15 protein-coding genes are annotated in these 20535 nt (G+C 71.6%); 11 read left to right on the top strand and 4 right to left on the bottom strand.

Going from position 1 to position 20535, the window contains the following annotated elements; translation table 11 throughout:
- Positions 1–44: 44 nt before the first annotated feature.
- On the bottom strand, positions 45–1568 hold the full coding sequence (locus SSPS47_RS02270) for an amino acid permease (RefSeq protein ID WP_164248305.1): 1524 nt from the start codon (positions 1566–1568) through the stop codon (positions 45–47).
- Positions 1569–1671: 103 nt separating this feature from the next.
- Positions 1672–2670 (bottom strand): hypothetical protein, encoded by a 999-nt coding sequence (locus SSPS47_RS02275; protein ID WP_164248307.1) that lies wholly within the window; start codon positions 2668–2670, stop codon positions 1672–1674.
- A 257-nt stretch (positions 2671–2927) separates the two neighbouring features.
- On the opposite strand from SSPS47_RS02275, the gene SSPS47_RS02280 reads away from it, so the two are divergent.
- Genes SSPS47_RS02280 through SSPS47_RS02290 form a run of 3 tightly spaced genes read left to right on the top strand, consistent with a single transcriptional unit; the run spans position 2928 to position 7212 of the window.
- Positions 2928–4433, top strand: coding sequence for an FGGY family carbohydrate kinase (locus SSPS47_RS02280; RefSeq protein WP_164248309.1), 1506 nt, complete (start codon positions 2928–2930; stop codon positions 4431–4433).
- Entirely contained in the window at positions 4430–5899 is a 1470-nt protein-coding gene (locus SSPS47_RS02285; RefSeq protein ID WP_164248311.1) for an NAD(P)/FAD-dependent oxidoreductase, read from the top strand. Before SSPS47_RS02280 ends, SSPS47_RS02285 begins: the two co-directional genes overlap by 4 nt.
- On the top strand, positions 5896–7212 hold the full coding sequence (locus tag SSPS47_RS02290) for an FAD-dependent oxidoreductase (RefSeq protein WP_164248313.1): 1317 nt from the start codon (positions 5896–5898) through the stop codon (positions 7210–7212). The genes SSPS47_RS02285 and SSPS47_RS02290 overlap by 4 nt, the downstream gene beginning before the upstream one ends.
- Positions 7213–7347: 135 nt before the next feature.
- Here SSPS47_RS02290 and SSPS47_RS35140 read toward each other — a convergent pair whose 3' ends face one another.
- A complete protein-coding gene (locus tag SSPS47_RS35140; protein ID WP_239064741.1) occupies positions 7348–9480 on the bottom strand; it encodes an aldehyde dehydrogenase family protein in 2133 nt (710 codons plus the stop codon).
- A gap of 583 nt (positions 9481–10063) precedes the next feature.
- On the opposite strand from SSPS47_RS35140, the gene SSPS47_RS02305 reads away from it, so the two are divergent.
- From SSPS47_RS02305 to SSPS47_RS02325, 5 genes are all read left to right on the top strand, one after another.
- Positions 10064–11809, top strand: coding sequence for a TIGR03767 family metallophosphoesterase (locus SSPS47_RS02305; protein ID WP_164248315.1), 1746 nt, complete (start codon positions 10064–10066; stop codon positions 11807–11809).
- Between the two features lie 258 nt (positions 11810–12067).
- Positions 12068–12598, top strand: coding sequence for a subtilase-type protease inhibitor (locus SSPS47_RS02310; protein ID WP_164248317.1), 531 nt, complete (start codon positions 12068–12070; stop codon positions 12596–12598).
- Positions 12599–13004: 406 nt separating this feature from the next.
- A complete protein-coding gene (tgmA, locus tag SSPS47_RS02315; RefSeq protein WP_147875692.1) occupies positions 13005–13196 on the top strand; it encodes a putative ATP-grasp-modified RiPP in 192 nt (63 codons plus the stop codon).
- Positions 13197–13212: 16 nt separating this feature from the next.
- Positions 13213–14145 (top strand): ATP-grasp ribosomal peptide maturase, encoded by a 933-nt coding sequence (gene tgmB, locus SSPS47_RS02320; RefSeq protein WP_164248319.1) that lies wholly within the window; start codon positions 13213–13215, stop codon positions 14143–14145.
- A gap of 763 nt (positions 14146–14908) precedes the next feature.
- Entirely contained in the window at positions 14909–16843 is a 1935-nt protein-coding gene (locus tag SSPS47_RS02325; protein ID WP_164248320.1) for an RICIN domain-containing protein, read from the top strand.
- On the opposite strand, the gene SSPS47_RS02330 is transcribed toward SSPS47_RS02325, so the two are convergent.
- A complete protein-coding gene (locus tag SSPS47_RS02330; RefSeq protein WP_239065204.1) occupies positions 16836–17648 on the bottom strand; it encodes a UbiA family prenyltransferase in 813 nt (270 codons plus the stop codon). The genes SSPS47_RS02325 and SSPS47_RS02330 overlap by 8 nt on opposite strands.
- 208 nt (positions 17649–17856) lie before the next feature.
- On the opposite strand from SSPS47_RS02330, the gene SSPS47_RS02335 reads away from it, so the two are divergent.
- The 3 genes from SSPS47_RS02335 to SSPS47_RS02345 are packed head-to-tail and all read left to right on the top strand — an operon-like array spanning position 17857 to position 20523.
- On the top strand, positions 17857–18963 hold the full coding sequence (locus SSPS47_RS02335; protein ID WP_164248324.1) for a 3-oxoacyl-[acyl-carrier-protein] synthase III C-terminal domain-containing protein: 1107 nt from the start codon (positions 17857–17859) through the stop codon (positions 18961–18963).
- Positions 18964–18976: 13 nt separating this feature from the next.
- Positions 18977–19513, top strand: a complete 537-nt coding sequence (locus SSPS47_RS02340; RefSeq protein ID WP_164248326.1) for an isoprenylcysteine carboxyl methyltransferase family protein — start codon at positions 18977–18979, stop codon at positions 19511–19513.
- Positions 19510–20523: an NAD(P)/FAD-dependent oxidoreductase gene (locus tag SSPS47_RS02345; protein ID WP_164248328.1), complete on the top strand. Its 1014-nt coding sequence runs from the start codon at positions 19510–19512 to the stop codon at positions 20521–20523. The genes SSPS47_RS02340 and SSPS47_RS02345 overlap by 4 nt, the downstream gene beginning before the upstream one ends.
- Positions 20524–20535 lie beyond the last annotated feature (12 nt).

Genomic DNA, 20535 nt, shown 5'->3' on the forward strand with positions numbered 1-20535 from the left:
GAGTCGGCGTCGCCTCCGTACCGAGGACGTGGTCGTACGGGTCGCTAGACGATCCCCTCGGAGATCTCCGACTGCTCGCGGGCACTGCCGTAGGACTGGGGGGTGCTGTACGAGCCACGCGCCGCGTACCACCAGGCGGTCGCCAGGGCGAGTACGACGGCAAGTGCGATCACCGCGTAGTTCATGGTGTCCGTGGTGACCGGGTTCTTCTGCGGCAGACAGAAGATCACGGTGACGATCGCGACCCAGACGACGGCGATCCAGCCGATCGGCTTGCTCCAGCGGCCCAGTGTCCAGGGGCCGGGCTGGAAGCGGTCGCCGGCGCGCAGCTTCAGATAGATCGGGATCGCGTAGGCGGGCGTGATGCCGATGACGTTGATCGCCGTCACGGCGCCGTACGCGGTCGGCGAGTACAGCGACGGCACGGCGAGCAGGCAGGCGAAGCCGACCGACAGCCACACGGCGGGCACGGGCGTCTGAGTGCGGCTGCTGACGCGCCGCCACAGCGCCGATCCGGGGAGGGCGTTGTCCCGGCTGAAGGCGAAGACCATACGGCTGGCGGCGGCCACCTCGGCGTTGCCGCAGAAGAGTTGCGCCATGATCACGACAAGCAGAAGAGCGCTGGCGCCGTTGGTGCCAAGGACATCGATGAAGATCTGCGCGGGCGGCACACCGGCGCCGCTCGTCGCCGCGTAGTCCTGGATCGCGAAGGTCAGACCGGCGAGGAGGGCGAAGCCGGCGATCCAGGAGACCCAGATGGCGCGCACGATGCCACGTGCGGCGGAGACGGAGGCGTTGGACGTCTCCTCGGAGAGATGCGCGGAAGCGTCGTAGCCGCAGAAGGTGTACTGGGCGAGCAGCAGACCGATCGCGGCCACATAGATCGGGTTCTCCCAGCCGGTCTCGTTGACGAACTGGGTGAAGACGAATTCGGGCGACTGGTGGTTCTTGGGGACGACCGCGAGGATGCCGACGATCAGGGCGACACCGCCGAGGTGCCACCAGACGCTGATCGAGTTGAGAACACTGACCAGGCGGACCCCGAACAGGTTCAGCGTCGCGTGCAGCAGCAGGATGCACATGAAGATGACCATGGTCCAGCCCGGCGTGGGGTCGAATCCCCACTGGAGGTTGAGGAACGCGCCGGTGAACAGGGCCGCGCCGTAGTCGATTCCGGCGATCGCGCCCAGCAGTCCGAGCAGGTTCAGCCAGCCGGTGTACCAGCCCCACTTGCGTCCACCGAGCCGGTCGGCCATGTAGTACAGGGCCCCGGAGGTGGGATAGGCGCTGGTCACCTCCGCCAGCGCCATGCCTATGCAGAGCACGAACCCCCCGACGCCCACCCAGCCCCAGAGCATCACGGCGGGACCGCCGGTGATGAGCCCGAAGCCGTACAGGGTCATACATCCCGAGAGGATCGAGATCACCGAGAAGCTGATGGCGAAATTGCCGAAACCGCCCATCCTGCGGGCGAGTACCGGCTTATAACCGAGTTCCCTCAGCCGTTCTTCTTCATCCTGCTGCGGAACTGAATCCGGCTTCGACCAGGCCGGTGGGGAGACGGACACGGAAGTACCTCCGGGTACGGAGAGTCTCGAGGAGAGTCACGAAAATGTGCGGCGGAAGCCCGGCGGAGCCGGCGCGGGGCGCGGCAGGGCCCGGAGCGGGGCCCTAGGTGTCCGACTTCCGCTCACGGGCGGCGGAGAAGCAGCGGGCGCGGGCGCGGGCGAACACCTCCTCGACCTGTGCGGTGTCGTTCGGTCTCCGGGCGCGGTAGGACCACGGCAGGGGGGTGTAGTACGGGCCCAGCGCCTCGAACACCCGCGCCGCCTCGGCCAGTTGGAGCGACCCCCACAGGGCGTGCGCCAGATAGTTGAGGTCCAGCAGCGAGTTCTCGGCGGGCTCGGAGCGGTCGAACCAGATGTGCAGTGCCCGCAGCGCGTCCCTGGTGGCGTCCTCGGTGACCCAGTGCAGGTCCAGCGCCTTCTCGTTGCCGCCCTCCCTGCGATACCTCTCGACCCGCACGAAGAGCGGCAGCGCCTGGAGCGCCGACCCCTCGGAGGCCGAGGACGCCGCCCACTGGACGAAGTTGACCGCCTCGGACAGGGAGCCGTCGGACCTGCGGGCGTACACGAACTGGAGCATCCGGTGGTATGCCTCGCGGTTGCCCGGATCGCGTTTGTCGGCCTCGGCGAGCAGGGCCCAGGGGCCGGGGAAGAGCATGGGTCCCGGCGGCGCCAGCCGGTTCTCCTCCATCCGCTGCTTGCCGTCGAGTTGGGCGAGCGCGAGCAGACAGACCCAGGGGACGGGGTCGGCCGGGACCAGCCGCGCGGTGGCGCCGCACGCCTCCCACGCCTGCTGCCACAGATCGGTCGTCCGGGCGTGGTTCTCGCGGTGCGCGCGCAGGGCGCGCTCCACCGTCACCCGTGTCTGCATGACGACGGCGGCCTCGCTGTCCGGCTCCTCGGCCAGCCAGGTGTGCACGGTGTCGGAGCCGGCCGCGACGGCGGCGAGCACCTGCGTGCGCCGGGTCCACAGCGCCCAGCCGTGCGTACCGTCGAGCAGGTCACGCATCGACACCCAGCGTCCGGTGCGCAACTCCTGGACGGCCGACCGGAGTTCGCTGTCATGACCCGCTGGGTGGTAGAGCGGACGAAAGCGATCGCTCACGGACCCTCCGCCCGATTCTCCCGCAACTCCGCCTCTTTCCGGTGTAGTTCACATCCCGGCACCCGAGAATCACGCTACTCAGTGACACTCCGCTGTTACTCGGCGATCAGTGTAGGGGTCAATGCGACGACCTTTGAACACTTTGCTGATCTTAGGCAACCCTGAGTGCATGTCGTGACCTTGACGTCGCAGGCGGGCCGCGCCACCCTTTCGCTCAGTGATCGGACGATCACCGCCTCCGAACCGAAGAACGTGACATGCCGCCAGCTCAGCACCCCCCCGGCACCGCCGTGGACCCGGCCTCGCGGCCGGTGCTCGCCGTCGATCAGGGCACCTCCGCCACGAAGGCGCTGGTGATCTGCCCGGAACGCGGGGTGATCGGCAGCGGCTCGGCGCCGGCGCCCCCGCGCTACGGCGCCGGCGGACTGGTCGAGGCCGATCCCGCCCTGCTGCTCTCCTCGGTGATCGACGCCGGGCGCCAAGCGCTCGCCGACGCCGGCGAGCCCGTGGCCGCGGTCGGACTTGCCAACCAGGGTGAGACCGTCCTCGCCTGGGACCCCGACACCGGCGAGCCGCTGACCGACGCGATCGTGTGGCAGGACCGGCGAGCCGCGTCCCTCTGCGCCGAACTCGCCCCGCACGAAAAGATGTTGAGAGAGCTGACCGGCCTGCCGCTGGAGCCGTACTTCGCCGCGCCCAAGATGGCGTGGATCCGGCGGAACCTGACCCGCGAAGGCGTCGTCACGACCTCCGACTCCTGGCTCGTCCACCGGCTGACCGGCGAGTTCGTCACCGACGCGGCGACGGCCGGACGCACCCAGCTGCTGGACCTCGACACCGCCGAGTGGTCCCCCGCCGCCCTGGACGTCTTCGGGATGAGCGACGAGCGGCTGCCCCAAGTCGTGGACGCGGCAGGGCGGTTCGGTGTCACGACGGCCTTCGGCGACACCCCGGTCCCGCTGACGGGGCTGCTCGTCGACCAGCAGGCCGCGCTGCTCGCCCAGAACGTGACCGAGCCGGGGACGGCCAAGTGCACCTACGGCACAGGGGCGTTCCTCCTCGCGCAGACCGGCGCGCGTCCGCTGCGCAGCGGGACCGGTCTGGTCGGCTGTGTGGCCTGGCGGCTCGGCGGCCGTACCAGCTACTGCCTCGACGGGCAGGTGTACACGGCGGCCTCGGCCGTGCGGTGGCTGAGCGACCTCGGTGTGATCTCCGGCGCCGACGACCTCGACCGGGTGGGATCGTCCGTCACCGACAGCGGGGGCGTCACCTTCGTACCGTCGCTCGCCGGACTCGCCGCGCCGTGGTGGCGCGGCGACGCGAAGGGAACGATGACCGGGCTCGGTCTGGAGACCGGCCCCGGGCATCTGGTGCGGGCGCTCTGCGAGGGCATCGCGGCCCAGGTCGTCGCGCTGGCGGACGCCGTGGCCGAGGACACCGGCACGCCCCTGCGAGCGCTGCGCGTCGACGGCGGGCTGACCCGGTCGGACCTGCTGATGCAGACACAGGCCGATCTGCTGCAACTGCCCGTCGAACTGTCCCCGCTGCCCGACGCCACCGCACTGGGCGTGGGCGCCCTCGCCAGGCTCGGTCTCGACCCCGGTCTGACGGTGGAGCGGGCCGCGCCCCGATGGCGTCCCAAGAAGGTCTTCGAGCCCGCGATCGGAGCGGCCGAGGCCGCCGAGAGGCTCGGCGTCTTCCGTACGGAGGTGGACGCGCTCGTCGCCGGCCTGCCACCCGCCGGACGGACCGGCACGGTATGACCGTCACCGTTTCGGGGGCGCTGCCGGACGAGGTGTACGACGTGGTGGTCGTCGGCGCCGGGGTCGTCGGCGCGGCGATCGCCCGCGAACTGGCCCGCTACCCGCTGCGCACCGCCCTGGTCGAGGCGTCCGGCGATGTCGGCGACGGGACGTCGAAGGCCAACACGGCCATCCTGCACACCGGTTTCGACGCGGTGCCCGGCTCGCTCGAAGCCCGGCTCGTGCGGGAGGGCCGGGACAGGCTCGCCGTGTACGCCGAGGAGTGCGGCATCCCGGTGGAGCCGATCGGCGCCCTGCTGGTCGCCTGGGACGACGAACAGCTCGCCGCCCTGCCCGCCCTGGCCCGCAAGGCGGCGCGCAACGGCTACCGGCGCACCCGGACGGTCTGCGCCGACGAACTGCGCCGCCGCGAACCGCATCTGGGGCCGGGCGCGGTGGGAGCCCTCGAAGTCCCCGACGAGAGCGTCATCTGTCCGTGGACGACGACGCTCGCGTACGCGACCCAGGCCGTGCGCGCCGGGGTCGACCTGCATCTCAACTGCCGTGTGGCCGACGTGAGCGAGAGGTCGCGGCGTTCCCCGCACCGGCTCACCACCGGACGCGGACCGCTGCGCACCCGATGGCTGGTCAACGCGGCGGGCCTGTACGCCGACGAGTTCGACCGGCTGCTCGGTCACACCGACTTCTCGGTGACGCCGCGGCGCGGTCAGCTGATGGTCTTCGACAAACTCGCGCGCGGGCTGGTCACGCACATCCTGCTGCCGGTTCCCACGGCGCTCGGCAAGGGAGTCCTGGTGTCGCCGACCGTGTACGGCAACGTGGTCCTCGGCCCGACCGCCGAGGACCTGGACGACAAGCGAGCCACCGGTTCCACCGCCGAAGGACTCGCCCTCCTCATGGAGAAGGGCCGGCGGATCATGCCGGACCTCCTCGAAGAGGAGGTGACCGCCGTGTACGCGGGGCTGCGCGCGGCCACCGAACACGACGACTACACGATCCGCTCGCACCCCGGGCAGCGGTACGTCACGGTGGGCGGTATCCGGTCGACCGGGCTGACCGCGTCGATGGCGATCGCCGCGCATGTCGTGGAGCTGCTGACGGAGGCGGGTGCCGAACCGGGGACGGCGGCCGACCTCGTACCGGTGCCGATGCCGAACCTCGGTGAGGCGCTCCCCCGTCCGTACGAACGCGCCGAGCTGATCGCGACCGATCCCGCGTACGGGGCGATCGTGTGCCACTGCGAGCGGGTTTCGCGCGGCGAGATCCGTGACGCGCTCGCCGGTGACATCCCGCCGTCCTCTGTGGAGGGGCTGCGCCGGCGGACCAGGGCGCTGGGCGGCCGGTGCCAGGGGTTCTACTGCGGGGCGGCCCTGCGCGCCCTGTTCGACGCGTCGTCGCACGACACACCGGCGTACGACACACCGGCGCCCGGCGCGTCGTCGCCCGGCACGGAGGCCGCACGGTGAACAGCGAACAGCCCCCCGCCGCGACCGGCCACGCGCCGGGCCGCCGCGAAAGCGCCGTCGACGTGCTCGTGGTCGGCGCGGGCCCCGCCGGTCTGGCGCTGGCGTCCCGGCTGGCCGCCACCGGCTCCGTCGGCGTCGAGGTCGTCGACCGGGAGGACGAGCCGGGCGGCGTCCCCCGGCACTGTTTCCACTCCGGATTCGGCCCGCGCGGTCCCGGACGGCCCGTGACCGGTCCGGCGTACGCGCGGCACTGGGCGGACGCGGCCGTCCACGCGGGAGCCACCCTGCGCACGGGCGTCACCGTCACCGGATGGAGCGACACGGAGGGGCCCGCCACCGGCCCACTCACCGTCGACGTCACGAGCCCCGCCGGCCTGGAGCGGATCACGGCGCGCGCCGTCGTGCTGGCCACCGGGGCGCGCGAACGCGCCCGCGCCGCGCGGCTGGTGCCGGGCACCCGGCCCGCCGGGGTGTTCACGACGGGTGAGCTCCAACGGACGGTGCGTGTCCGGCACCGGCCGGTCGGCCTGCGCGCCGTCGTCGTGGGGGCCGAGTCCGTCAGCTACTCGGCCGTACGGACGCTGCGGGAGGCCGGGGTCGAGGTGGTGGCCATGGTGACGGAACTGCCGTACCACCAGGCCGCCCCCGCCACGGCTCTCGACACCAGGCTGCGGCACGGTGTCCCGCTCCTCGTCGGCGCGCGGGTGGGCGAACTGCTCGGCCGTGGGCGCCTGTCGGGGGTGGCGCTGCGGCACCGTGACGGCCGGAGTACGAGCGTCGCGTGCGACACGGTGGTGTTCACCGGCGACTGGATCCCCGACCACGAGCTGGCCCGCCGGGGCGGTGTCACGCTCGACCGCGCCACCCTGGGCCCGGCCGTGGACGGCTCGTTCCGTACGGACCGGGCCGGGGTCTTCGCCGTCGGCAATCTGCTGCACGCGGTCGAGCCCGCGGGTACGGCCGCGCGCGAGGGTCTGCTGGCGGCCGGACCCGTGCTGCGGCACCTGACGGACGGCGCCCGCCCGGCCGTACGAGTGCCCGTCGAGGTCGAAGCCCCTCTGCTGTGGATCGCGCCGAACCGCGTCGATCCGGCGGACCCGCGTGTGGCGACCGGCGGCTTCACCCTCCGTACGGAGAGCAGGCTCGGCCCGTGGTCGGCGCTGGTGGTCAGCCGGGGAGGGGAGGTACTGCACCGGCAGCGCCTCCTACGGAGCGCGGTGCCGAACCGGACGGTGCGGCTGTCCGCCGCCTGGACGGCCAAGGCGTGGGACGGGGCCGACGGCGAGCCCGTGCGGATCTCCGTGGAGCGGTGACAGGTCCCGGAAATGGGGCGGCCCCACCGGCAGGGGGTGGACCGGTGGGGCCGTTGGAACACTGCGGCGGGGGATGCCGCAGGCTCGGGTCGAAGAGGCATGTGCCCCCTGCCGCGCGAAACACTCCCTACGGAGTCACTTCTTCTTCCCCTTGGGGACGAACATCTTGATGTCGGTCAGGCTCGCGCTGCCCCCGTACACGTTCGTGTAGAGGTCTCCGATGACGAAGGAGTCGGGATAGGCCGATCCCGCGGGCCACTGGTCGGGCCAGCTGGAGCTGCCGTTGTGGTCGTTCTGCACGAGGGTGTTGTTGTAACGCCCGTCGTACTCGCCCGGCTTGACGTTGTAGTGCCAGATCGGCTTGTCGTCGACGACGAACGGCCGGTGGAAGCGCAGTGTCTGCTGTCCTGCGCGGGCGAAGTTGCCGCTGGCCTCCAGCGTGTAGCCGGTGGCGTCGCGTTCGATCGCGAAGACGTAGTCCTGGTCGGGCATCAACTCGGGCTGGAGCTCGGCCGCGGACGAGAGCTGCTGCTCGGTGACCCCGTCCAAGCAACTGGTCATGGACCACTGCGAGTTGCCCGCGAGACCGCCCTTGCCGGGGGTCCAGTTGGGCAGTCCGCTGATCCACATGTTGACCGTGCTGAAGCTGCTGTCCTTGTAGTCGTAGTACGTGTCGTTGCCCGAGTTGCAGACCCGGCCGCCGGTGCCCGAGCCGACCCGGTCGGGGTGCTGGGCGAAGGAGTCCATCAGGACCTTGCGGCGGTAGTGCCAGAAGTGGTTGTTGCGCGGCGCGGGGTTCTGAAAGTCCACGATCGACAGATAGTGGAATCCGTTGTACCCGTAGTTGCCCTCGCGCACGTCCTGCCACTCGCAGTACGGCGCCGACGCGTCCCCTTCCCAGCCCGGGCTGTTCGACCCCTCGCCCCAGGGGTGCTGGGTCTTGCAGCCGTCCTTGCTGTAACCGTTGACGCGGTTGTCGTAGTCGATGGTGCCGTTGCGCTTGCCGCCGAAGTCGAGTGTCTTGAGCTTGTACTCGATGCGGTACTGGTCCGGCAGGGCCTTCGTCGGACGGAAGACGGCGCCGCCGGTGTGATCGGGGACCTTCAGCTCGGCGACCGTCCCGCCGGCCGCCGTGCCGTTGGTGATGGACGGCGGCTTCTCGATCCGGCCGTCCTTGTCCCAGTCGCGCGCGGAGAGCGACGCGGTGAGCCAGCCGCCGTCACCGACCTTGAACTCCTTGCGGTAGGTGGCGAAGGAGTCGAAGGCGGTGTTCCGCGCGGGCCCGTAGTCGTTGGCGTACCACTTGCCGTTGTCCTCCATGATGGTGTCGAACGGCCGGCTGTACGTCTCACGGGTCCAGGGCGCGCCCGCGGGGTCCAGCGGCTTGGCGAAGTTCTCCGAGTGGAGCAGCTTCCAGGCCGGTGCCTTGGACTGCTTCGGGGGCTCGGCCGGCCGGTCCGCCGCCGTCGCCGTCCCGTCGTCCGGGGCCGCGTTCGCGGACCCGAGCGAGAGCGGCAGGAGAGGGCGCCGCGGAGCAGTGCCGTCAGGGCGTACCGACTCGACGCGTTCGGCCGCCTCCTCGCTGATCAACGGGCCGACGTCGTTGCCATCCACCAACTGGTCGCCGACGCTGAGTTCGGCCGCGCCCGCCAGCAGCGCCTCGACGAAGCTGTCGTGCACGCCGTCCTGGACGTAGACGCGTTTGACGGCGCAGCAGATCTGGCCGTTGCCGCGGGCGAGTCTGCCGAGGACGACGGCGTCGGCCGCGGCTTCGACGTCCGCGTCGTCGCAGACGATGAGGGCGTCGTTGCCGCCGAGTTCGAGGTGGACCTTCTTCAGGGTGTCGGCGGCGCGGCGGGCGATCTCCCGTCCGGCGGTGGTGCTGCCGGTGAGGCTGACGGCGGCGACGCCGGGGCGCGAGGCGAGTTCCTGGGAGACGCGCACGCCTCCGGTGATCACCCGGTGCGCGCCTTCGGGCGCGCCCGCCCGCTCGACGAGTTCGCCGATCCGCAGCACGGCGAGCGGACAGCGGGCGGGCGGGTGGACGAGGACGGCGTTGCCGGCGGCGAGTGCGGCCGTCGCCTTGTGGGCGTACAGCTCGACCGGGTAGTTGAAGGGCACCAGCGCGGCGACCGGGCCGAGTGGCTCGCGGACGGTGACGGCCAGGTGCTTCTCCAGGCCGGGGACGGCGCCGAGCGGGATCTGCCGGCCGAAGAGGCGGGTGGCCTCCCCGGCGAAGCCGTGAAATATCCGGACAGCGGCGCGCACTTCCTCCATCGTCTGAAAAGAAGGGCTTGCCGTTCTCGGCGGCGAGCAGGCGTGCCAGGTCGTCGGCCTCGGCCTCGATCAGCTCGGCGACGGTGACGCGCTCCGGGCCGAAGTCCTCGATCTCGCCCAGCAGTTCGCCGGTTCCTGGGTTACGCACGGGCAGCGGTGCGGTTCGGGTGGACATGCGGCGCTTACTCCCGGGTGCAGGGCTCGGCAGAAGTGCGTTCGGCACTTCGAACAAGTGGTGGCGATGCTGACGCGCGCTCATTAATTCGTCAACACGTCTTACAAACTGGGAAAGCGCTTTCGGGCACGAGTTCTGGACGGCCCCGGCAGGGACCCCGCAGCGCCGTGGACAGCGTCGCTTCCCCGTCCGGTGAACGGCGGGTGAGCGCGTCCCGGACGCCGCGAGGGGGGCGGGAGAACGTTTGCGGTTGCGAGTGATCCCTGTGCGGTGATCGGCGTCGGCCGTTGCGGCCTCGTTCATACGCGGGCCACGCCGGGTGCCCAGCATCAGCGGTGGGCCGGGACCTCAACCCCGGCGTCTCGCTGTCGCGACGTACGCACTCGGGGAGAGCGCACCATGTCACGCATCCGCTCCGCGGTCACCGCTGTCGACCGCCGTTCCTTCCTCGCCGCAGCCGGCGCCGTGAGCCTGTCGACCGGGATCGGCCTGGCGGTCGGTACGGGTGGCGGCTCCGGCAGCGCCTCCGCCGCGCCCGCGCCCACGGTGCCCGGCGCCCGCACACCGGCCACCACCCCCGCACCCGCCCCGGCCCCCACCGGCCCGTCGGCCGGACGCACCACGCTCCACTCGCTCGCCACGCCGCGCGACCTGAGCGCCACCTTCCGGCGGCTCGGGGACGGGCCCGGCTGGCGCAGGGTCGTACGGGAACAGTTCGCTTCCGCCAAGTCCGGCCGCGAGGACCGCCGTACGGTACTCAGCTCCTTCGTCCAGCTCACCGACCTCCATGTGACGGACGTCCAGCACCCGGTGCGCACCGAGTACGTACGCAGCCAGTCGTCCGGCGCCTGGCGCCCCCACGAGGCGCTGTCGGTGGCCGGAGCCGTATCGCTCATCGAGCAGGTCAACGCGCTCGGGACCGGACCGGCGACCGGCGCGCCGCTCACCTTCGCCATGACGACCGGCGACAACACCGACAACAACTCGCTGTGCGAACTCGACTGGTACCTCACCCTGATGAGCGGCGGCCTCGTCACTCCCAACAGCGGCGACCGTGAGGCCTACGAGGGCGTGCAGAACTCGGGCCTGCGGATGTACTGGCACCCGCAGGACGGCGCGCCCGACTCCGACAAGCGTCTGGGCTACCCCCGTATCGACGGATTCCTCGAAGCGGCCCTGCGCCCGCTGCGCAGTCCGGGCCTGGCGCTCCCCTGGTACTCGACCGCCGGCAACCACGACGGCATCACCAGCGGCGCGTACGCCGACCGGACCGGCTTCCTCGCCGAATTCGCCGTCGGCGACCGCAAGTTGTACGACATCCCGGACCCGGACGCGGCGACGCTCCTGGCACGGATCTCCCGGGGCGACACCGCCGACGGCGGCGCCCTGATCGCGCTGCTGCGCCGCGAGAAGCGGCGCATGCGGACGGTCACCGCCGATCCCCGCCGCGCGCCGTTCACCCCACTGCAGTACCTCTCGGCGCATCTGAACCCCGCAAACACCGGGGCGGGGCCGGTCGGCCACGGCTACACGCGGGACAATCTGGCCGGGGCGAGTCTCGACTACACCTTCTCCATGGGTGAGAACGTCACCGGGATCAGCCTCGACACCACCGACCACGGCGGGCACTTCACCGGTTCGCTCGGCACGTCGCAGCTCGACCTGCTGGAGCGGACCCTGAAGGAGCACCGCGACGGGTACGTGGTCCTGTTCACGCACCACAACAGCTGGACGATGGGCAACGAGCGGCCCGACCCCGCCCGGCCCGGCGAGGCACGGCACGACGGCGACGAGGTAGTGGCGCTGCTGCGGCGCCACCGCTGCGCGGTGGCCTGGATCAACGGGCACAGCCACCGCAACGTGGTACTGCCGCACGGTTCGTTCTGGGAGATCTCCACCGCTTCGCACATCGACTTCCCGCAGCTCGCGCGGGTCTTCGAGATCGCGGACAACAAGGACGGCACGCTCTCGCTGTTCACCACGCTGATCGAGTCGGCGGCGCCGCGCGAGACCGATCTCACGGATCTCTCCCAGCCGGGTCTGGCGTCGCTCTACCGGGAGCTCGCGCTCAACGCGCCGGGGAGCCGCCGGGACCTGGCGGGGCTGAAGGACGCGCGCAACACCGAGTTGCTCCTACGTCGCTGACGATCACATAACCAAAGGTTCACAAGTTTTTGAGCCTTAAAATCAAACCTCAACCATTGATTCCGACTGCGAATCAATCAGTTCCGGCCCATCTCACCGCTCACCCCGCACAGGCCCGGACCGGGCCGCCATGGACACACAGTGCGATCGATGCGACACGCGGAGCGACCAAAACTGGTCACGGAGCGGGCGAAGCACCCCTGGCGTGAGCAAGACTCACGTCCGTTGTCCGAGACATCGACCCAGGGAGTGTTCGAAATGCGGAGCATCGCAAGGGCTGCGGCCTGTGGAGCGGTACTGGCCCTCAGTAGCCTGTCCTTCGCCGGAACGGCCGGCGCCGCCCTGCCGTCCGGGGGCTCGCCCACCGGAGGCACCGGAGCCTCGGAGGCTGCCACCGGAGAGCCAGCCATCGGAGGCGTGCCGGTCTCGACCGGCACCGCTCCCGACAGAGAGGGGAGTCCGTACGCGCCGTCGGCGCTGGTGCTGACCGTCACGGACGGTGCCGACCACAAGACGGGGACGGTGCGGCGCGCGGTCACTCTCAGTTGCGCGCCCAGCCCGTCGGGCAGTCACCCCGACGCGGTCACGGCGTGCGCCGAACTCAAGAAGAACGGCGCCAAGTTCGACGCGATCACCGCGTCGGCGACGAACCGCGTCTGCACCAAGGAGTGGGAGCCGGTCACGGTGACGGCCGACGGCGTCTGGGAGGGACGGCGCGTCGACTACGCCCACACCTTCTCCAATTCGTGCGCCATGGACGGGGGCAGGGGCACCGTCTTCACCTTCTGAGACAGGTCCGGCGACCGGACGCCGGTGACCGGCGGCGGCCGGGGCAGGGGTCTTCCCCGCCCCGGCCGTCCGGCGTCCGGGCACCCCCGCGAGCGCCCGCGACACCCTCCACGCCTTTCACATCCACCGCCTCCGGAAGTGAGGGCCGATGGCGGAATCCGGACAGGATGTCCCAATACCGGCCCCGAAGGGAGACCGAACTCGGTTTCTCGACAACGGACTTGAGGACTTCGGACGGCATCGCCGCCACGTCACCGGCCCCGTCCTCGCAGGTCCGGGGGACGGCGGAGCCGACTACGCCTGACGGATCATCATTTGTGACTTTCCGTGCTGAGACCATTACATCTTCGCCACGTATTGTTACCTCTGTGACTGAAACACACTCGTGGGGCAGTGGAGGAGAATCATGCGACCGTTCGCGCTGAACTACGCTTTTCCGGCGGAGAACTCACCGGTCGTCGGACCTTTCACCTACGACTCCACGCTCCAGCTGAACGTCCTGCCGGACGGACGTCCCGCGATAGCCGATCGCGCACTGCTGCTGGCCGCCGGGTCGACGACCTCGACGGCCGGCTCCAAGACGCACTTCGACGACTGACCGCCCTGGTTACCCGATGACTGTGCTGATCCTGACCGCCGAGCAGGACGTCACCGCGGACATGGTCGTGGCCGAGCTGCACCGGCGCGGCACGCCGCTGGTGCGCTTCGACCCCGCCGATCTGCCGGGCGAGGCGTCGATGTCCGCCGAGTACGTCAGCGGCGACTTCCGCGGTCATCTGTCCGCGGGCGGACGCCTGTTGGGCATGGACGGGCTGCGCTCGATATGGGTGCGCCGACCGGGCGCGAGCGCGGCCCACGCGCCCAACCCCTCGGCGTGGCTCACCGCCGAGTCCGCGCACGCGTTCTTCGGCATGCTGTACTCCACGACGGCGCGCTGGATGAACCATCCGCAGGCGGCGGCCCAGGCGCGGCTCAAGCCCTGGCAGTTGCGGGTCGCGCACCAGAGCGGGTTCGCCGTACCGCCCACCCTCGTCACCACCTTCCCGCGCATCGCCCGGCTGTTCGCCGCCGAACACCGGGACATCGTGGTCAAGTCGATCACCGGCCCGCCCCCCGGTGACCCGCCGGTCTCACTGCCGACCACCCGGGTGGGCGCCGGCGCCGACTTCGAGTCGGTCGCCGCCGGCCCCACCCTGCTCCAGCGCTACATATCCAAGCGGGCCGACATCCGGCTCACCTGCGTCGGACACCAGTTGTTCGCCGCCCGCAAGGCGGCGACACCCGATCAGGTGGACGGCCGGTACGGCGAGACCGGCCACCGCTGGGAGCCCGTCGAGGTGCCCGAGCGCATCACCCGCGCCGTGTACGGCTATCTGCGCGTCGCCCGGCTCGCCTACGGGGCGTTCGACTTCGCCGAGGACGCCGACGGCACCTGGTGGTTTCTCGAATGCAACCAGGGCGGCCAGTTCGGCTTCGTGGAGCTGGAGACCCGGCAGCCGATCGCCGGGGCCGTGGCCGACTGGCTCGCCGCACCGCCACCCGTCTAGGTCCTGTCTGCAAACTGGCGTCGTCCGCCCGCAGGGCGGGGCTCACGGCGTCTGGTGCGTGCGATCGCAGGACGGAGGATCGGTGTGGTGGATGGACTGGGCGTACTTGAGCGAGTCCGACACGCAGCGGGCGTGCGTGCCAGGCGTCGTGAGCCAGACGCCAGTTCGCAGACAGGACCTGGACCACCGGCCTGCGAATGGTCGCGGAACCGGGGCGCAGCCGGGCGTCCGGCCGGGCGGGAAGGGGCTCCCAGGTCGACCGGGACCCGCCGTCGGCCGTAGAGTTGCCGACGCGGTGCGACTGCGAACATTCGGCTGTCGCACGTGCCCTCGCGGGCCTTCTCGGCGACCCCATTCGCCGGTTACCCGCAGTATTTCCCATGACCGGAATTGGATCGCGGCGGTACGAATCATTGCCCAACCCGTTCTTCAACGGCGCGCAGAATAGCCGCAGTTGGAGATCTCTTGTTTCACCCGCACGGGCTGTGCAATGGTGAACGCGCTCAGTCGGCAGCAATGCCGAGAGCGCTCAACCGTTCGATTCGGCGACAGCCGAGCGCCCGGAAAAGGCTCGGCGGCCGTCGTTGTCGACCGCTCTCCCCCGTTCTCCACCCACGGGTCGCTTTCCTGGAGGCGCCACACCGTCCACAAGGTACGCACCAATCGGACCACCCCCCTTTCAGTCGGCCGAAAATCACTGCCGCCACACACGCGTCAAGGGACTGGACACCCCCCACTCAGTGCCCTGGAAGGCAGGACCTCCGTGCAGGATCCTCGTACGTCCAGAACCACCCCGCTCCCTCCGGCCGGCCGGCCGGAACCCCGCTCCGAAGGCTCGGACGCGGATCTCGTCGCCGCGCTGAGGACCCGCGACAGCGACGAAGAGGACCACGCCACCGCGCTGTTGCTCGCCCGGCACTGGCAGGCCCTGCTCGACTACGCCGAGATCCGCTCCCCCTCGGCGGACGCCGCCTCCACGCTCGCCACCGCCGCCTTCGGCAAGGTCCTGGACGCCCTGCGCCGCTGCGGTCCCGTCCCCGCCCTGCGGCCCCAATTCCTTATGACGGCGCGTCATACGGCCGCCGTCTGGGCGGCCGGGGGACAGCAGGCCGACAACGTATGGGAGCACCACGTACCGCCCGCGGCCCCCGCCCCGGGAGGCACCGGGGAGACGGACCCGCCGGAGAATCGGCGCCTCGCCTTCCACGCATTCCAGGCAATGCCCGCGTCCGCGCGCTGCCTGCTCTGGCATACCGAGGTCGAGGCGGAGCCCATAACCGTACCGGCCGGTCTGCTCGGCATCGACCCGGAAAGCGCGCTCGCCGAACTGCGACACGCACATGAACTCTTCCGGTCCGGCTGTGTACGCGCGCATATCCAACTCGCGCCGGACAAGGAATGCCGTCACTACAACCGGCTGCTGGACGTGTCACTGCGCCGCGGCGGTGCTTTGCTCCCGGACATCCAGCAGCATCTGGTGGTCTGCGAGCACTGCGGTCACGCCACCGAGCAGTTCGTCCACTTCGAGGGGCGGGCGGCCGTGCTGCTCGCCGAGGCGCTCCTCGGTCCGCACGCCGGGCGCTATCTCGACTCCCGGCCGGGCCGGCGCGGCGCCGCCTGGGCGGCGGGAGGCGCGGGAGGAGGCCGCGGCGGACGCCACTCGCTGGGCGGACGCCCGCGCGTGCTGCCCCGTGTCACGGTCCTGGGCAAGCGTGTGATGACCACCCCCGGCAGACCGAGGACCGTACTGCTCAGTGGCCTCGGCCTCATGACCGTCGGCCTGCTCGCCATGACCGTCTCCGGTCTCACCGCCGACGACGGTGGCGGCGAGGCGATGGGCCCGGCCGCGCCCATCGGCTCGGAGAGCGGCACGGTGTCCCCCGACCCGGGTTCACAGGGCGTCGCCGGCCCCGGCCAGGAGCCGCCGACCGGCTCCGCCGGACTTCCGCCGGGTGCCGTGCGCACGGCGTTGCGCAGCGCGGACGCCGATCTCTGCCTCGATCTGCGGGACACCCGCCCCCGAGCCGGGTCCGAGGCGACGCTGGCCATCTGCTCGTCTTCCGCGCAGACCCAGCAGTGGCTCTACGAGGAGGACGGCCTGCTGCGCAACGGCGCCGAGAGCGAACTCTGCCTCAACTCCCATACGGTCGACGGCTCCCTCGTCCTGTGGCCGTGCACCGATTCCGCCGCCCCGAACGCCGCCGACGTGCGCTACGACCTGACGGTCCAGGGGCATGTGATCCCCCGGTGGGACGACTCGCTGGCCGTCGTGCCGACGACTCCCACGGCCGGTACGTCCGTCGTGTCCAAGGTCCGCGACGAGTCCACACTCCAGAACTGGTCGACCGACACCGCGCCGGACAGCCCCAAGTCCCTTCCGGTCGTGGGCGAGGGCCGGGCGACCGCCCCGCCCGCCGGGTCGACGTCCGTACGCCGGAACACTGTCGGGTCGACGGGTCCGACGGGGTCGGCAAAGTCCGTGGAGTCCCCGGAGCGCGGTGGCGGACGGCATGCCGGCGCGCGCGAGTCGGGCCGGCCGAGCGCGGGCAGAGCGGCAACGGGGACGGACGTCACCGCGGTCGTGCGGACAAGGATGTCCGGAGCCAGGGCGCCGACGCGGCCGGCGAGCGGGGCCGGCACGGACAGCAGGGCTGCGATGACGGCCGGGACGACGGCTGAGGGATCGGGACTCAGCTGACACCGGTTCCGTGTGCCATCAACAGCCCCACGTCCAGCGCCGCCACCGCCACCGCTCCGACGAACGGCGCCTTCTCCCGGCGGCGGCCGACCACCAGAGCTGTGACGGCGATCGCTCCGGCGGCCGGCGGGACGAACACGGCGCCCGCGCCGGGAGGGCCCTGCGGGCCCAGCGTCAGCACCACCGACGCGGCGACCAGCGGGACGGGGAGCAGCAACCGCGTGCCGGTGGCGCCGAATCGGTGCGGGAGCCCTCGTACTCCGTTGGCCAGATCGGCCCGGATGTCGGGCAGGACGTCCGCGAGGTGCGCCCCCACACCGAGCAGCGCGCCCGCGCCGGCGGCCCACCAGAGGGGCCAGGGGCTGCCGGGCAGACTCAGTGAGACGAGCGCGGGCAGGCTCGCGAATCCGATCGCGTACGGCAGCCAGGACAGCGCGGTGGCCTTCAGCCGCAGGTTGTACGCCCAGGCCGCGGCGACCGCGATCAGGTGCGCGGTGCCGGCGAGCACCCCGCAGGCCAGTGAGAGAGGCACACAGAGGGCGAGCGCGCCGAACGCCCCGGCCCATACCGTCCCTTCGCCGACCTTCCCGGCGGCGACGGGCTTGTCACGACGGCCGGTGGCGATATCGCGCCGGGCGTCGTACGCGTCGTTGCACCAGCCCACGGAGAGCTGACCGGTCAGCACCGCGGCGGTGAGCAGCAGACAACGGCCCGCGCCGTGGCCCGCGGTGACGGCGAGCGCGAGGGTGAGCGTGGTGACGGCGACCACCGGTCCGGGGTGGCAGGACAGTGCCAGGGCCCACACGAACGCGCCCGGTCGTGGTGCGCTGCGCGGGGTCGGGGCGCAGCCGGCCCCCGCCTCGCGTGTATTCGTCCCCGGGTCCACTTCGGCGTCCACGCGCCGATCGTAGGCGCGCCGGCTCCGTCGGCGTGGCAGCCGGACGGGCGACTTACGGTGTCTCATTCCGTCCTACGGGTGTTGGACCGGTTATGACATCACCAGGCTGGAATCGATGACCCGAATCGCCGCCGTTCAGGGCGTCCTGGCTCCGTACCGCCATCCCCAGTCCGAGATCACCGACATGGTGGCGCGCACCTGTCTGCCGGCCGGGGCCGACCGGCGCGTACTGGACCGGCTGCACGCGAGCTCGGGGGTCCGCTCGCGCCACATGGCCCTGCCGCTGGACGACTACGCCAAGATCGACGGGTTCGGCTCCGCAAACGACGTCTTCATCGAGGTCGCGGGGGATCTGGGCGCCGACGCGGTGCGCGGAGCGCTCCGTACGGCGGGGCTGCGGCCCGAGGACGTGGATCTGCTGCTGTTCACCTCCGTCACCGGCGTGGCCGCCCCCTCCGTGGACGCGCGTCTCGTCGGACGGCTCGGACTGCGCCCGGATGTGAAACGGGTGCCGGTCTTCGGTCTCGGCTGTGTCGCGGGCGCGGCGGGCGTCGCGAGGCTCCACGACTATCTGCGCGGCTGGCCCGAACAGGTGGCGGTGCTGCTGTCGGTCGAGCTGTGCTCGCTCACCTTCCAGCGCGACGACGCGTCGATGGCGAATCTGGTGGCGAGCGGGCTGTTCGGGGACGGGGCAGCGGCTCTGGTGGCGGTGGGCGAGCGTTTTCCCGCGCCCTCGGGTACGTCGGGCGGGTCGGGCCCGTCGGCCGGCGGGGCTCCGACGGTGGCCGGCCCCTCGATCGTCGCCACACGCAGCAGGATGTACCCGGACACCGGCCATGTGATGGGCTGGTCCATCACGGGTTCCGGCTTCCGGGTCGTCCTCGATCCCTCGGTGCCCGACGTCGTCCGCCGCTTTCTCGCCGACGACGTACGCGCGTTCCTCGCGGAGCACGGGCTGACGCCCGGCGACATCACCGGGTGGGTCTGCCACCCGGGCGGCCCGAAGGTGCTGGAGGCCGTGAGCGAGTCGCTCGCCCTGCCCGAGGGCGCCCTCGACGTCACCTGGCGCTCGCTGTCCGAGGTGGGGAATCTGTCGTCGTCATCGGTCCTGCACGTGCTGCGGGACACCCTCGCCCGGTCCGCCCCTGAGCCGGGCAGCCCCGGCCTGATGATCGCGATGGGCCCCGGATTCTGCTGCGAACTCGTACTGATCCGCTGGTGAGTTGGAGAACGACATGTGGTGGTACACGGCCCTGGTGCTCGCTGTCGCGGCTGAGCGGATCGTCGAACTCGTCGTCGCCCGGCGGGGCGCCCGCTGGAGTCTGGAGCGCGGTGGTACCGAGAGCGGGCGCGGGCACTACCCGGCGATGGTGGCCCTGCACACCGCTCTGCTGGCGGGCGCGCTCTGCGAAACGGCCCTGGCCGGGAGGGAGTTCGTGCCCGCGTTCGGCTGGACGATGGCGGGAGTCGTCGTCGCGGCGCAGGGACTGCGCTGGTGGTGCATCCGGACGCTGGGGCCGCGCTGGAACACACGGGTGATCGTCGTGCCCGGCCTGCCGCTGGTGTCCGGCGGCCCCTACCGTCTGCTGCGCCACCCGAACTATGTCGCCGTCGTCGCGGAGGGCCTGGCACTGCCGCTGGTGCACGGGGCGTGGGTGACGGCCGTCGTCTTCACCGGCCTCAACGCCGTCCTCATGGTGGTTCGGATCCGGTGCGAGAACGCGGCACTCGCCGTCGCCCCCGCCGGTACGACGGCCGGCGTGCCCGCGTGATCGACGTACTGATCGCCGGTGGCGGCCCCGCCGGTCTCGCCGCCGGGATCCACGCCGCGCGGGCCGGGCTGCGGGCCGTGGTGGTGGAGCCGCGCACCGCCCCGGTCGACAAGGCGTGCGGGGAGGGCATCATGCCGGGGGGCGTGGCGGCGCTGAGCGCCATGGGCGTCGAGGTGTCGGGGCGCGAACTGCGCGGTATCCGCTACCGGGACGGTGCGCGGGACGCCGAGGCGTGGTTCCGGGACGGCACGGGGCTCGGAGTGCGCCGTACGGAACTGCACGCCGCGCTGCGGCGACGGGCGGACGCGCTCGGGGTGGAGACGGTCCGGGGCAAGGTCGGTGAGGTGTGGCAGGGCGCGGACCGGGTCGTCGCCGGGGGCAGGACCGCGCGGTGGCTGATCGCCGCCGACGGGCTGCACTCGCCGATCCGCCGGGCCCTCGGTCTGGATCTGCCGGACCGCGCGCCGGCCCGCTACGGTCTGCGGCGGCACTTCCGTGTCGCGCCGTGGTCGGACTTCGTGGAGGTCCACTGGTCGCGGCACGGCGAGGCGTATGTGACGCCTTTGGGGGACGCTCTCGTGGGTGTGGCGGTGCTGAGTCGCGAGCGGTGTGGCTACGCCGAACACCTGGCCCGCTTCCCGGAGTTGGCGCCATTGCTGGGTGAACGCGCGGCAAGCGGTGTACGGGGCGCGGGCCCGCTGCGGCAGCGGGTGAGCCGTCCGCTGGCCGGCCGGGTGCTGCTGGTCGGCGACGCCGCCGGGTATGTGGACGCGCTGACCGGCGAGGGGGTCGCCCTGGCCCTGTCGACGGCGGGGGCGGCGGTGCGCGCGCTGGCCGAGGGGCGTCCGGGGATGTATCCGGCGGCCTGGTCGAAACTGACGAGGCGTCACCGGGTGCTCACCGAAGGCCTGTTGAGCGTCACCCGGAGCCCGCGGGCGGCGCGCCTGATCGTGCCCGCCGCGGCCCGGCTCCCGGCGGTCTTCACGGCGGCGGTCCACGCGCTCCAGTGACACGCGAGGACG

It is taken from the genome of Streptomyces sp. S4.7, assembly GCF_010384365.1.
Lineage (GTDB): Bacteria > Actinomycetota > Actinomycetes > Streptomycetales > Streptomycetaceae > Streptomyces.